Consider the following 14,053-nt stretch of genomic DNA (forward strand, 5'->3'; position numbering starts at 1 on the left):
TCGGTGAGGAGGGACACGAGCCCTCCTCACCGAAGGCTTCCCATAGGGCGTTTCAGACTTCATTTATTATTCGTGGGGTGAGGTCACAATGAACAAGCGGTTCCAGGCAATCCTACTGGGCGTGGTGGTGGCCCTGGCGATGGGCGGGAGCGGCGCGTATGCGAACTGCCTCGAGTTCGGAGGCTTCGCCATCTTCCAGTGCGCCGACCTCGCTTTCTTCGCCCCGCCGCCCGTCCCCGTCACATTCGATCCCAACGCCGTCCCGACCAACATCTCCGCCGTCTTCTGGCAGGTCGGTTTCGGCAACCAGGGCCTGAATACCGGCCTCGGCAGCGCCGGCACGGGCAACTCGGCCCTGAACACATTCAACGGGAACGACCAGGGTATCTTTCCCGTGGACATCAAGGACGCTCAGGCGGCCACGCAGAACCCGCTCATTCCGTTCGGCGCCACGTGCCTTTCCAGCAACAACTGGGCGAACTCGGGGATCGACGGCTGCGCCGACAACGATCGCACGACGAGCCTCAGCAACGACAACGACGACATTCTGAACCCCGACTACAACGTCTACTACGCGAAGGCGGGGTCGCCGGGGTACTACTCGTACGACTGGCACCAGGACTACCCGATGGCCGCCCTTCTCAAGACGATCCCCGACGCGAAGTACTTCGCCATCGCGGCGGTCGGCACGCTCGATCGAGGGAACAGCCACACGGGTGATGGCCCCTGCGCGCTGACGCCAGGGACCAACCCGTCGCCCTGCGACTTCCGCCCGGGCTCCTACTCCTTCAAGGGAGTGATCAACGGTCAGCCCAACCCGGTCGTCTCCGGCGCGAACAACGTCATTCCGTGGCAGCAGGTGCCGAGGCCCAAGGCCTCGTGCGTCGCGGGCTGCTCCGGGACGGGGACGCGCACGATCAATTTCGTGTGGGACCCGGTCTTCATCCAGAACGACCGCCGTCACATCGGCACGACGCACCCGGCGATGGGTGGCGGAGCCTGCGTCGGAGCGAATCCTCCGTGCATCGCGTTGGGACCTGACGCGACTCGCGCTGGCGGAGTCGGCATCATCGACCTGATGACGAAGGCGAACGCCGCGAACAACTGGGCCGGCCTCGTCCGTTACACCCTCGAGTCGGCCGCGGTCGGCGCGTCAAACCTCGACCCGAACGGTTCCGTCCTCACGAACACGCTGGTCTTCGCGGCCGTCACCGGCCAGACCGACATCCCGCAGCCGGCGCTCAACGCGAACGGCGACGCGGGATCACAGGTCACCCGGGCCGGCGTCTCCTCACCTCCCGACACCTGCTACCGCGTCCACGTCCTCTTCGGCAAGAAGCCGGAGACAGGCACCGGTGTCAGCACCTGCTCGACAGCCAACGCGCGCCTCGGCAAGTGCGGTGACAAGGGGTACGAGGCCTTCTCACTCGATCCGGGCACGATCTCCTGCGTCGGCGGCGCCCTCGTCTCCGAGAAGGCGATCGACGTCCAGGCGACGAAGAAGCTCGGCGGCGTGACGCTCACGTGGAAGATGACGAGCGAGCTGGCTCTCAGCGGCTTCAACGTCTACACCGTGTCGAACAAGGGCGTCGAGAAGAGGATCGGCTCCGTCCCGTGCATCGCGTGCTCGACGGGCGAGTCCGAGAGCTACTCGTTCAACGCTCCGGCCACCCAGGTGAAGGGCGCCAGGTCGATCATCCTCGAGGTCCTCAGCCTCAACGGGAACTCGCGGACCCAGGTGAACTTCTAAGGGACGTCAGACCTCACACCAGATAGAGGGGCCACCGGTGAAAGCCGGTGGCCCTTTTTGTTTCCCGTGAACTAATCTCCCGCGATGACCACTTCACCATACTCGCGCCCCCACGGCAGGCAGATCGCCTCGGCCCGTCTCGAGCTCACGCGCGTCCGCCGCGCGATGATCCTCCTCGCTCGATGCGGGCTCGTCGCCGCGCTCGGCATCACCGCGGCCGCTCCCGCCTCGGCCGCGTGCCGGAAGCCCGGCGGCTTCGCCATCTTCCAGTGCAGTGATCGCGGCTACTTCGAGCCACCTCCCGAGGGGACCTCCCAGATCACGGCCCTCTTCTGGCAGGTGGGGTTCGGAAACGCCGTCGTCAACAACGGCGACGGGACGGGCGGGGCGGGGATCGCGCCGCTGGGCGTCTTCAGCGGGAACGACAACGGCCTCTGGCGCGTCCCCCTCGCCGACGCCCGAACGGCCCTCGGCGACGCGCGCGTCCCCGAAGGGTCGGTCTGCCTCGCGTCGGCGAACTGGATCGATCGCGGCGTGGACGGCTGCTGCGACAACATGCGCGACCCCGAGATGCTCAGCGCGATGGACGGTTTTTTGAACCCGCTCTTCGACCCGCGCCTCCTCCAGAAGACCGGCGATCTCGCCCCCGCCCCCGAGAGGCTCCAGGACTATCCGATGGCGATCCTTCTGCGCGACGAATCGTCCGCATGGTTCGCCGTGGCCGCCGTCGCCACCGCCCCGCGCACAGGCCTCGGCGACATCCGGCAGGGGGCCTTCTCATTCGGCGGCATCATCGACGGCAACCCGAACCCCGTAACCTCCACGAGGAACGCCGTCCCGTGGCAGAGGAGCCCCGCGGCCACCCTCTCCGTCGCCGGCCCGGGGGGAGAGCCGGACTCCTGGCGCGTGGGCGCGACGTGGGGGGCGGTGACGATCGCCACCGACGGCTCGCGCATCCCGTCGCAGGCGCACGCCCTCGACAACCCGGGGAAGGGGGTCGGCGTGGCCGACATGGGGCCCCTGGTCGCCTACGACATCCAGACCGCCCACCTCAGCGACGCGCTCATCGACGAGGCCGGCTACCCGATCGGGGCGGCCCTCGTCTGGGACACGATCGCCACGGTCACGGAGACGCGCGCCGAGGTCGAGGTCCCCGAGGACACCTGCCTGAGGGTCGCCGCGCACTTCGGCAAGGTTCCCGGGACCCGCTCCGTCTCCCTCGCCGAGTGCGCTGTCGGGCATTGCGGGGATGTCGGGTATGTCGTCCCGGGACCAGCGCAGTGCCTCGAGGGGCCCGCTCTGAAAGGGTCCGCCGCGCGCCGCCGATCCGGCGGTTGACGGGCGGACGCACCCGAACCGGCCCCCCCTCGAAAGGGTGGGTAATTTGCGCTTCCCCCTCCCCGAAACCGTCGATTCGGCGTATATTCATCCGCCGCTGCATGCCCGGAGGTCGGTGTCCATCCGCGCCCGTCGCGGGGGAGCTTTGGGGTCCCCGAGGACCGATCCATCGTTCGCGGGCGGCGCGGATCGATTTCACGAAGCGCACAGAGCGGGGGAGAGGGAACAATGACTCGTAACCATCGGGCTCGGTTGGCCGTCGCGGCGCTCGCCGCCCTGGCGTTGAGCGGGGGCGGACTCTTCGCCAACTGCCTCGACTTCGGCGGCTTCGCCATCTTTCAGTGCGCCGACGTCGCGTACTTCAATCCGCCTCCCGTCGCCGTGGCGTTCGATCCGAACAACAAGCCGACGAACGTCACCGCCGTCTTCTGGCAGCTCGGCTTCGGGAACAACCAGGCCGGCCACTGCGATCTCGTGCAGCTCAAGTGCACGTCGGGCCTCCTCAACAAGGCGTGCAGCTCCGCCTCGCTGCCGACCCCCGACACCTTCTGCAACGCGAACACCGGCCTCGGAAGCTCCGGCACCGGCAACTCGGCGCTCAACGACTTCAACGGGAACGACACGGGCATCTTCGCGGTGGACGTGCGCGACGCGCGCGTGACGACCGGGCAGCCCGGCGTCCCCGCCGGATCGCTGTGCCTGTCCAGCAACAACTGGGCGAACTCGGGCGTGGACGGATGCGCGGACGATCTGCGCAACGCGGCGCTCGCCGTCGCCGACGACGGCGATCTCAATCCGTACTACGACGTCAACTTCTCCCGCACCTACTCCGCGAAGGGGTACTACTCGCTCTCGTGGCAGCAGGACTACCCGATGGCCGCGCTCCTCGAGACGGCCCCCGACGCGCGCTACTTCGCCATCGCCGCCGTCGCCACGCTGAACCGCGGGAACACGGGCGGGAACGGTCCGTGCGCCCCGGCGGGGCAGACGGGGACGAACGCCGCGGCGTGCGACGTGCGCCCGGGCTTCTACTCATTCAAGGACGTCGCCAACGGCGTCGCGAACCCGTTCGTCGTCGGGAAGTTCAACGTCATCCCGTGGCAGCAGGTCCCCAAGCCCAGCGCGAACTGCGTCGCGAACTGCGCCAGCTCGCCGCGGAGCATCCGCTTCGACTGGGCGCCCGTGATCTGGTACCACGACAGATCGATCCGCCCGTCCACGAACCCCGGGATGGCCCCCACCGACGCGACGCGCGCCCCCGGCGTGGGAGTGCTCGATCTCCTCCGCAAGACCGACGCGGGGAACTCGTGGCAGGGGCTCATCCACTACGACCTCGAGAGCGCCACCGCGACGGCGGCCAACCTCGACGCCAACGGCCGCCTGATCCCGGCCTCGCTTGCCTTCTCGACGGCCGTGGCCGACGTGCCGCAGCCGGCGATCGACGCGAACACAGGAAACCCGACCGCGCCGACGATCTCCTCGACCGTCGCGGCCGGCCCCGACACCTGCTGGCGCGTGCGCGTGAAGTTCGGGAAGAAGCCGGAGACGTCGACCACCTCCACCGCCAACTGCCGCCTCGGCAAGTGCGGCGACCGCGGCTACGACGCCGTCTCGCTCGACGGCGCGACGATCACCTGCGTCGGCGGCGCGCTCTTCTCGCAGGCCTTCACGTCCGTGACCGCCGACAAATCGCAGGGGAAGATCACGGTCGCGTGGTCGATGAGCGCGGAGCTCTCGATCACCGGCTACAACGTCTACGCGCTGAACGCGAAGGGGGCACGCTCGCTCCTGACCCCCTCCCCGATCAACTGCACGGAGTGCTCGAGCGGCCTCTCGGCGAGCTACCAGGTCACCTTCAGCGCAGGCAAGTCGAAGGGGGCGCGGTCGATCATCGTCGAAGCGCTCGGCGGCTCCGTCTTCTCGAGCAACCCCGTTCCGGTCCAGTAGCGCGATCCGGCTCGCCCCGCGAGCCACCTCGAGGGCCGCTTCCAACTGGAAGCGGCCCTTCGTGTTTTCACACCCGCCGCCTCGAGCGCATCGACCCGCTCCCGGCCCGCCGGTACAATGGGCGCGGTGAGAAGACTCCCCCTCGCGATCGCCGTCATCACGCCGCTCGCCGGAGCCGCCGCCGCGTCCCTCGTCGCGGAGGGGGTGCGCCGCGTCGCGCGCCTCACGGGGGAGGGGGCCACGCCCGGGGCTCCCGCCCTCGTCGCCATCGCCTCGTCGGTGGCCGTGAGCGCCGCCCTGTGCGGATGGATCTCGCGCCGCGCGGCGCGCGCGGGGGGATCGCACGGACGCGGCGTCCCCGCGGCGCTCGGCCTCGCCGCGCTCGCCGCCGCCATCGCGGGCTTCCTCGTCCCCGCCTCCACGGCCCGGGCCGCCTGGCTCTGGTCCACGATCCAGCGGGAGGAGGGGAGCCTCGCCGCCTTCCTTCTCGACGCGGGGGCGGTCGCCATCGCCGTCGCGATCCCCGTGGCCGCCCTCTCGCTCCTCGCCTCGGTCGAGCCGGCCCCCTCCTCGAGCCGGACGATCGGGCTCCTCCTCCTCGGCGCCGCCGTCGCCGCCGCGCTCGGCGTCCCGTCGCCCGGGGGCGGCGCGCTGGCCGCGGTCGTCCTCCTCGCCGTGTGCCCGGCCCTCTGGTACACCGCCTCGTCCCGCGCCCTCCCCACGGCGGCCACGAGATTGTCTCAAGCCTCCCTGGTGGATCCAACAATCTCAGGGTCACCCCGGCCCCCGCGCCCACGCGCGCTCACCCGCGCCCCCCTCGTCGCGATTCTCCTCGCCCTCTCCGGCGCCTCGGGGGCCGTCGCCCTCGCGGGGCTCGAGCGCCTCGCGCGCCTCGCCATCGGAACCGCTCCCGCCAGCGGGACGGCCTGCGCGATCGCCGGGCTCGCCGCCTCGGGGTTCGGCGCCCTCATGGCGCCGCGGGCGCTGCGCCGCGCCGCGGGACCGTGGCGCCTCCTCGGGGCGTGCCTCGCCCTGGCCGGATCGAGCGCCCTCTTCGCCGCGATCGTCGCCGACATGCTCCCGCACGCCTTCCTCGGCGTCCTCGCGCGCGCGGGAGGGGCCGACCGGGGTGAGGCGGCGGCGCGGATGACCGTGGCGGCGATCGTGTTCCTGGCGCCCTGCCTCTTCGCCGGCGCGTCGCTGGGGGTGGCGGCGTCGATCTTCGGGGGGGCGATCCCGCTGGCGGCGGGGGGCGCCGGGGTCGCGATCGGCGCGGCGTGGCCGGGGATCGTCATCCCGTCTCTCGGCCTCGAGGGGGCGGTCGCTCTCTCGGCGACGCTCCTCGCCGTCGCCGGCGGCCTGGCCGTTTTCCTGGAGCAGGGATCGGGGTGGGGGCGATCGATGCGCGCCCTGACGCTCCTTCTCGTGTGCGCCGCCCTCCTGTGGGGGCTCGATCCGTGGGACCGCAGGTTGCTGTCGGCCGGGATCGCGGAGAACCCCGCCCTCTACCTCGAGGACGGCGAGTCGCGCCTCGCCGAGCGCGTGAGCCACGATCGGATTTTGATGTACGCGGACGGATCGGCGAGCACGGTGGCGATCAAGCTCGTCGAGGGAAAGCTCCCCGTCCTCTTCGTCGACGGCGCGGTGATCCCGCTCGCCGGCTTCGAGGACCGCCGGGGGCAGTTCCTCGCAGGGTCCCTGCCGGCCCTCCTCGGCCCGGACCGGGGGCGCGCGCTCGTCCTCGCCTCGGGCGCCCCCGCGACGCTCGAGGCCCTCGGCCGCTTCCGCGGCCTGACGATCGACGTCGCCGCCGGGGACGCCGCGGCCGCGCGGTTCGCCCTCGAAGCCCCCGCCCTCGCTTCGGGGCCGCTCGCCTCTCCGGCCTCCGCCGACGCGAGTCCTTCCGGCGGCGCCGTGGGGACGGGCTTCGGCGCGGCACCGACCCCCCACGCCCCCGCCTCTCCCGGCGCCTCCCGGTCCGCGCCGAGGTTTCTCCCGGGGGACGCCGTCCGCGCCCTGGCGCGCGACGCCGACGGGTACGACCTCGTCACCTCGCCCCCTCTCTCGCGCGAGCGGGATCTCCTCGAGATCTTCGATCCCCACACCCTCGCCCTCATCCGCGAGCACCTCCGCCCCGGCGGCGTGGTCTGCCTGCCTCTTCCGCTGCGCCGCCTCTCGGCCGAGGGGATGGACGTGGCGCGCCGCCTCTTCGGGCGCGTCTTCGCCGACGCGAGCGCGTGGAGCGCGGGCTCCGAGCTCTTCCTCGTCGGCGGCGCGGGCGCGTCGAAGATCCCGCTCGAGCGCATCGCCCTCAGGATGCGCGAAGGGGAGATCGCCGACGACCTGCGCGCCCTGGGGATCGAGGACTCCGCGCGGCTCGTGTCGCTGCGCCTCTTCACCCTCGCGCCGGAGCCGCTCCCGCAGGCGGCGGGAGGGGCGCGGGACGAGGGGGCGGCCTTCGCCGCGGCCGCGGCGGCCGGCACGATGGAGACCCACGCCGCGGAGAACCTCCGCTCCCTCGCCGCGCGCCTCGAGCCCCCCGATGCGTCGATCGTCTTCCCCGATTCATGGTCCCCCGAGGCGCGCGAGGCGCTCGGTCGCCGCCTGGGCGTCCTCCTCGAGGTGAGGCGGCGCGTCCTCGAGGCGCGCGCGGCGCTCGCGTCGGGAGACGCTCCCCTCAGCCTCCGTCGCGCCGACGCCGCGCTCGACTTCGACACGTCGGATCAGGCCGCGCGATCGATCGCCGCCCGCGCCCTCTGCCTCTCCGCGGAGGCCGCCCTCGCCCACGGGCAGCGAGGGGTCGCCGCCGAGAGCTACGAGCGCGCCCTCGACGCCGACCCGCAGTCGGTCGAGGCCCTCACCGCGCTCTCGTGGATCCGGCACGAGCAGGGACGGGACGACATCGCGGAGTCGCTCGCGCGGCGGGCGATCGATCTGGCCCCGCAGACGGCGATCCTCCACTACCGGCTCGGGCTCCTCCGCCTGGGGGCGCGCGATCTCGGCGGCGCCGAGACGAGCCTCCTGCGCGCGGCCGATCTCGATCCGCGCCAGCCCGAGCCCCTCCTCGCGCTCGGCGACGTCGCGTGCGGGCGCGGCCTCTCGGCGCGGGCGCACGATCTCTACGAGCGCGCGCTCGCGCTCGGAGGGCGCGAGGCCGAGACGCGCACCGCGCTCGCCGCGGTGGATCTCGACGAGGGGAGGAGCGACGACGCGAGCCGCGAGATCGAGGCGGCGCTCCGCGCGAAGCCCGGGGACCCGGAGGCGCTCCTGACGCGGGCGCGCCTCCATGCGAAGCTGGGCGAGCAGGACGCGGCGCGGCGCGATCTCCTCGCCGCCGTCACGACCGGAGGCGGCCCGTACCGCGCGCGCGCGATGGCGACTCCCGAGCTCCGCCGGCTCCTGTACGACGACGTCAAGGGAGGGGGGATGAGATGAGCGACGCGGCGGAAGCGGCCCGCGATCTCGAGCCGGCGCTCGGGTACCGTTTCGAGGACGCCGCGCGACTCGATCTCGCCCTGACGCACAGCTCGCGCGCGTACGAGACGGGATCCCGGGACCGCCACAACGAGCGGCTCGAGTTCCTCGGCGACGCGATCCTCGGCTTCGTCGTCGGGGAGCGCCTACTCGAGGCCGCCGGGGCGGGGGCCCAGGTCGGCGACCTGTCGAGGCGGCGCGCCGAGCTGGTCAGCGAGGCCCCCCTCGCGGCGCGGGCGAGGGCCCTGGGACTCGGCCCTCACATCCGTCTCGGCAAGGGAGCCTCCCGCACCGGCGAGCGCGAGCGCGACTCGATCCTCGCCGACGCCCTCGAGGCGGTCGTCGCCGCGATCTACCTCGACGGCGGGCTCGACGCCGCCCGGGCCTTCGTCCTCCGCCTCTTCGAGGGGGACATCGCTGCGCGCCCCGGCGCGCTGGCGGGGGACGCCAAGTCGCGCCTCCAGGAGATCCTGCAGGCGCGAGGCCTTCCCGTTCCCGAGTACCGCGTCGTCGCCGAGAGCCCCACCCCGCAGGATCCGAGGTTCGACGTGGAGGTCCTCTCCGAGGGGAAGGCGCTCGCGCGCGGAACGGGACGGACGAAGAAGGCCGCCGAGACCGAGGCGGCGAAGGCGGCGCTCGACGCCCTCCCGGGGTGACCCCGAGATTGTTGGATCACCCGCGCGGCTACCGGGGCGTTCCGGCGAGGAGCTTCCGGGCGTCCGGCGCTCCGGGGGCGTCAGGGTTCAGCCGCAGCCCCTCCGCCAGGTGCGGCACGCTCTCCGCCTCCCTTCCTTGCAGCGCGGCGAGGGCGAACCCCATGCCGTAGTTCCAGTCGGCGAGATCGAGATCAGCCAGGCCGGGATTCCGCTTTCTCGCGTCGATCAGCTCGCGCAGCGCTCCCGCGGCGTCGCCGCTCTCGTAGAGCGCGGTGGCGAGATCGTAGCGGATGGTGAACGAGTCGGGCCTCAGCCCGAGCGCCGCCTCGTACGCGCGCTCTGCCGCCGCCCCGTCCCCCTTCGACCGATACGCCTGCCCGAGGGCCTGATACATGTCGGCGTCGTTCGGGTCGAGCGGGATCGCCGCGAGGAGCTCCGCGATCGCCGCGTCGTCGCGGTGTCCCGCGAGGAGGATGCCTGCGAGATCCCGGTGCGCCGAACGGAGCGCCGTCGCGAAGGTGACCCCCCCGGGCACCGCGCCCATCCCGGGCCGCCAGCCGTGCTTCGCGAGGATCGCCTCGGCGTCGCGGATCGTCTCCCTGAGCAGACTTTCCGCCTCGGCGTCCTTCCCCGACTGCCGGTACGCCGCCGCGAGGTGGAGCCGATCCTGGAAGGGCTCCTCCGAGCTGCTCGAGAGGTCCACGTGCGTCAGCGCGAAGACCGCGGCGCCGATCACGGCCATCATCGCCATCCGCCGCGCCGCCCCGCGCGCCGGAGCCCCCTTCGCGCGGACATCTGCGACCGCCCCCGCGAGGGCCGCCGCGCCCGCCCCCGCGACGACGAGGAGCACCGGCACGAACGGCAGGCGGAAGCGCGCGAAGTTGAAGAAGATGAGGACCGATCCCATGTAGCCGGCCCCCGCGAGGTACAGCGGAAGGAGCCGCCGCCACAGGTGGAAGGTCAGGAAGAGCCCGGGCGCCGCGAGCGCCGCCACCCACGCGAACGTGGGCAGCACGCTCAGCGTCGTCGAGAAGCGCCGAAACGAGTAGAACGAGTAGTTGTCGGGGAGCTCGTGATCGTCGAGGAAGAGAAAAGCCTTCCGGATCATCAGCCAGCACCAGTGCCCCGGCCGGTCGGCGATCGCCCGGAGCCCCTCGCCGTACCAGAACCGCGACGACTCCCCCCGCGTGAGCGGCCGCCCCGTGATCTCCCGAGCCCGCCGCCGGAAATCCTCGTGCTCGTACCGCGGGTTCGATCGCACCCACGGCGGCGGCACATACGCCCCGTTCGCGTACGGGCCGTTGCCGATGTAGAAGACCTCGCCGCCGCCGGAGGTCGTCAGGACCCACTCGCCGGAGACGTGGTGGTTGCGCCAGAGGACGGGAAGGAGCGCGACGAGCGCCCCCCCCACCATACAAAGTGGCCACGAGATTGTTGGAATCGAGCGGGACCCGGATGGCGGGTCGGGAACTCTTTCCTGTCGGTTCGAATTGTTTCGCGGGACGCGAGTTCCTCCGCGTTCCGGCGGGTCCCACAATCTCGTGGCCACCTTGAGGAGGAGGTACGAGACGAAGATCGGCAGGAGCAGCAGGAAGTTGTCCCGCACCAGCCCCCCCACCCCGATCACGAACCCCGCCGCCGCGAACGACCTCCACCCCCGCCTCGCGTCGTCGAGCCCCCGGTAGATCAGGAGGAGCATCAGCGCCGAGAAGAAGGGGGTCAGGAACTCCTTCATCACCTGTCCTTCGTAGAAGATGAACGGGCCGTACAGCGCCGCGCCAATCCCCGCCGCGAGGCCGGCGGCGCGGCCGAAGAGACGGCGGCCGAGAAGGGAGATCAGCACGGCGGTGACGGCGCCGACGCCGAACTGGAGGACCCTCAGGAGGAAGAGCTTCTGGCCGAAGACGATGAAGTAGACGGCGAGGAGGTAGGAGTAGAGCGGCGACTGCTCGAAGACCTCCTTGCCGAGCCAGTCCCCCGAGGCGATCGCGAGGGCCCAGTCGTGGTAGTACCGGGGGTCGAGGTGGAGGAAGTCGAAGAAGGGGGAGTTGCGGTACTCGAGGAGGTAGAGAGCGCGCACGACGACGGCGATCGCGGCGACGAGGAGGAGGTCGCCGAGGGGTCCCCCGGTCGCGCCGCGCCGGTCGTCCGTCACCCGAGCCATGAGGGGGCGAGTATTCACCGGGGCGCCGCGGGGGGGCAAGTGGGCGACATCGCGCGCGACAAAGTGTGTTGACATTCAGTCAAGTTTGACCAAGAATCAAGAACCCCTGCCGGGAGCGAATCCGGCGGATGGGCGAGCTCGTCAAGCTCGATCGCGCGAGGCACATCAAACGCGCCAAGAAGCGAATCAAGGCGCTCCTCAGGGAAGGGCTCGTCGAGTATCCCGCGCACGCCATGCTCAGATTGCGGGAGCGCGCTCTCGACGTGAACGACGTTCGTTGCGTGCTTCGAAGGGGTCGGGTCATCAGCGGCGGGAGCCACTCGTTTCCGGAGACCCCGAGGCGCTACATGCTGCGGGGGAAGGGTGCCGACGGAGATGACATCGTGTGTGTCGTCGACATCAATGGCGCGCTCGTCCTCGTGAGCGCGTGGCCCAGATGAGGAGGAAGCCCGGGGTGTTTACCAGAGACTGCACTCGTTGCGGCGCGGTGATGGTCGGGAAGAAGGCGACCGAGAAGGATGCCTACCACTACACCTTCAGCGGGCTCAACAACGTCTATCTCCGCGGCATCACGGTGTATCGGTGTCCCGTGTGCGCAGACGTGCGCCCGAGCATCCCGCGGATCGATGACCTTCATCGCGCCATCGCGGAAGCCCTGGCGCGGAAGCCGGGTCGACTGAAGGGAAGCGAGATACGGTTCCTCAGAAAGAACCTCGGGATCCCCGCCAGGAAGATCGCGCGCATCCTAGGCCTGGCCGCGGAGACGTACTCCCGCGTTGAGAACGAGAAGAACCCGGGGTTGAGCGAGGCCGCGGAGAAGCTCTTCCGCCTGATGGCAAGTGACGCGCCCAGGGGCGGAGGTGTTCGCGAAGCGATACTCGATCTGGCCGAAAACCTGGAGCGGGAAGATCGCCGCACCGCACGGGCGCGCTCCATCTGCACGTTCAGGATGGTCCCCCGCCGGGGGTGGAAGTCGGACGCCGCCTGAGGGTGGCGTCAGCGCCGGCGCGTCAGCGGTCGCGCGTCAGTGGGCGTTTCAGACGCTCGGGGATGGCGTCGAGGCGGTAGAGAATGATCGAGTGGCCGATGGTTTCGACCGGCCGCATCGATCGGAAGTCGGCGAGGTAGTCGGGGTCGGGGAGGTAGACTCCGGCGAGGTGCGTCGCGCTCACGGCGAAAAGGCCGGGGCGGTTCTCGCCGTACGGGAAGTGGCGTATGCCGAGGGCATCGGGGTCGGCGGTGCCGAAGTAGAAGAGGTTGATCACCGGATCGCCGAGCGAGTCGAGGCGGCGTTTCAATCCGACGAGATCCTGGCCCCAGTCGAGGCTCGAGTCGACGAGCCACTTCCATCCGTTGTCGGGGCCGCCGGCGATCTCGTTGAAGTACGCGAGATGGTACGGGTAGATCGAGACGGCCGAGAGGGCGAGCCACATCGCAAGGGTCGCCGCGATCCCGCGAGCGACCGACACGCGCGCACCGCGCCCCCATCCCCGGAGCCCCGCGCGCGAGCCGGACCCCGGCCCCCACAGAGCCGCCCCCCCGACGCCGCCGAGCACGCACAGGAGCGGGATCGCCGGGAGGACGTACCGGTAGCCAATCTGGGCGCGCGTCAGGACGGACATCGCGACGATCCATGCGGCCGCGCCGAAGAGAGGAAAGAGCGCCCCCTCGCGCCCCTTGCGCGAGGCCGCGAGCGCGAAGATCCCCGTCGCGCCGAAGATCAGGATCGGGATCGGCGTCTTCACGGCGAGGGCGACGAGGAAATAGCTGCGGAAGCCGTCGGGGGAGATCGCGCCGTGGAGGTACGTCGGCCCCTCGACGGTCGCGTTCTTGGCGCGGGCGAGGGCGAGCCCTTCGGAGTAGAGCCTCGGTAGCGGGAAGCCGCCGAAGCCGTATCCCGCCTCGAGGACGAGCCAGGCGACCGCGAGGAGAATCGCGGCGCGGAGAATCCACGTGCGCGCCGCGACCGGCGCCGTCGGGGGTCGCTCGGCGCGCGGCGCCATGAGGCGATCCGCGACGGAGAGCGCTGCCGCCAATGGAATCAGGAGCAGGGTCGAGAACTTGCTGAGGAGCGCGAGTCCGAGAAGAAGCCCCGTGACCGCGTAGCTCCGGGTCGAGCCGCCCCTGAGCGCCCGCCGGAGCGCGAAGAGGAACGCCGTCGAAAACGCGGCGGCGCCCATGTCGGTGGTGACGAGGCGGCCGTGGGCGAGGATGTTCGGCTCGAGGCAGTAGAGGAAGAGGGCGGCGAGCCCCGCCGCGTCTCCGGCGAGATCCCGCGCCCAGAGGAAGACGAGCGCCCCGAGGGCGAGCGTGAGCAGCATGATCGGCGCCCGCGCGGCCGCGAGGATCTCGTCGGGGCGGTTCGCGCGGTAGAGGAACTTCCGCGAGTAGTCGAACTCGAAGTCCTCGGTGCCGGGTGGGGGCGCGTCGGGGGTGACGGCGGGAAGGGCCGGGTGGAGGAGGAGGAGCGGCAGGGCGGCGATCATCTTGGTCAGCGGCGGGTGCTCGCGGTTGATCGTCAGATCGAAGCGCGCGAGCGAGAGATACCCCGACGTCACGTGGGCCGGCTCGTCCACGGTCGCCGACGTGACGGCCGAGGCGAAATGCATCTGGAAGAACGCGGCGGCGAGGAGCCCGGCGGCCGCGGCCAGGACGGCAGGGCGGGTCAAGCCCGTCGGGCCGCCATTTCCTGGAGGTACTCCATCCCGACGAGGACCTCGCGCG

Annotated in this window: 9 protein-coding genes; 7 read left to right on the plus strand and 2 right to left on the minus strand. The window is 71.3% G+C overall.

All coding sequences use genetic code 11. The features are described from left to right. Nucleotides 1–88 precede the first annotated feature (88 nt). From HY049_01695 to rnc, 5 genes are all read left to right on the plus strand, one after another. Entirely contained in the window at nucleotides 89–1,750 is a 1,662-nt protein-coding gene (locus HY049_01695; GenBank protein MBI3447624.1) for a hypothetical protein, read from the plus strand. Between the two features lie 84 nt (nucleotides 1,751–1,834). Next, nucleotides 1,835–3,088, plus strand: a complete 1,254-nt coding sequence (locus tag HY049_01700; GenBank protein MBI3447625.1) for a hypothetical protein — start codon at nucleotides 1,835–1,837, stop codon at nucleotides 3,086–3,088. Between the two features lie 228 nt (nucleotides 3,089–3,316). Then, nucleotides 3,317–5,035: a hypothetical protein gene (locus HY049_01705; GenBank protein MBI3447626.1), complete on the plus strand. Its 1,719-nt coding sequence runs from the start codon at nucleotides 3,317–3,319 to the stop codon at nucleotides 5,033–5,035. Nucleotides 5,036–5,161: 126 nt separating this feature from the next. After that, nucleotides 5,162–8,470, plus strand: a complete 3,309-nt coding sequence (locus HY049_01710) for a tetratricopeptide repeat protein (protein MBI3447627.1) — start codon at nucleotides 5,162–5,164, stop codon at nucleotides 8,468–8,470. Continuing rightward, a complete protein-coding gene (gene rnc, locus HY049_01715) occupies nucleotides 8,467–9,165 on the plus strand; it encodes a ribonuclease III (GenBank protein ID MBI3447628.1) in 699 nt (232 codons plus the stop codon). Before HY049_01710 ends, rnc begins: the two co-directional genes overlap by 4 nt. Before the next feature lie 28 nt (nucleotides 9,166–9,193). On the opposite strand, the gene HY049_01720 is transcribed toward rnc, so the two are convergent. Beyond that, nucleotides 9,194–11,329, minus strand: coding sequence for a glycosyltransferase family 39 protein (locus tag HY049_01720; GenBank protein MBI3447629.1), 2,136 nt, complete (start codon nucleotides 11,327–11,329; stop codon nucleotides 9,194–9,196). Nucleotides 11,330–11,457: 128 nt separating this feature from the next. Between HY049_01720 and HY049_01725 the strand changes: the two genes are divergently transcribed. Together HY049_01725 and HY049_01730 are read left to right on the plus strand one after the other, a co-directional pair. Continuing rightward, complete coding sequence (locus HY049_01725; protein ID MBI3447630.1) at nucleotides 11,458–11,769, plus strand: DUF4258 domain-containing protein; 312 nt, start codon at nucleotides 11,458–11,460, stop codon at nucleotides 11,767–11,769. Beyond that, a complete protein-coding gene (locus HY049_01730) occupies nucleotides 11,757–12,317 on the plus strand; it encodes a hypothetical protein (GenBank protein ID MBI3447631.1) in 561 nt (186 codons plus the stop codon). Before HY049_01725 ends, HY049_01730 begins: the two co-directional genes overlap by 13 nt. A 22-nt stretch (nucleotides 12,318–12,339) precedes the next feature. On the opposite strand, the gene HY049_01735 is transcribed toward HY049_01730, so the two are convergent. After that, a complete protein-coding gene (locus tag HY049_01735; protein ID MBI3447632.1) occupies nucleotides 12,340–13,998 on the minus strand; it encodes a glycosyltransferase family 39 protein in 1,659 nt (552 codons plus the stop codon). Between the last annotated feature and the right edge of the window lie 55 nt (nucleotides 13,999–14,053).

The sequence above is a fragment of the Acidobacteriota bacterium genome, assembly GCA_016195325.1.
Classification (GTDB): domain Bacteria; phylum Acidobacteriota; class Polarisedimenticolia; order JACPZX01; family JACPZX01; genus JACPZX01.

Excerpts from the sequence above, each read along its gene's own strand:
- HY049_01725 (MBI3447630.1), top strand. The coding sequence starts at position 11,458 with ATGGGCGAGCTCGTCAAGCTCGATCGCGCGAGGCACATCAAACGCGCC.
- HY049_01705 (MBI3447626.1), top strand. The coding sequence starts at position 3,317 with ATGACTCGTAACCATCGGGCTCGGTTGGCCGTCGCGGCGCTCGCCGCC.
- HY049_01700 (MBI3447625.1), top strand. The coding sequence starts at position 1,835 with ATGACCACTTCACCATACTCGCGCCCCCACGGCAGGCAGATCGCCTCG.
- HY049_01720 (MBI3447629.1), bottom strand. The coding sequence starts at position 11,329 with ATGGCTCGGGTGACGGACGACCGGCGCGGCGCGACCGGGGGACCCCTC.
- HY049_01695 (MBI3447624.1), top strand. The coding sequence starts at position 89 with ATGAACAAGCGGTTCCAGGCAATCCTACTGGGCGTGGTGGTGGCCCTG.
- rnc (MBI3447628.1), top strand. The coding sequence starts at position 8,467 with ATGAGCGACGCGGCGGAAGCGGCCCGCGATCTCGAGCCGGCGCTCGGG.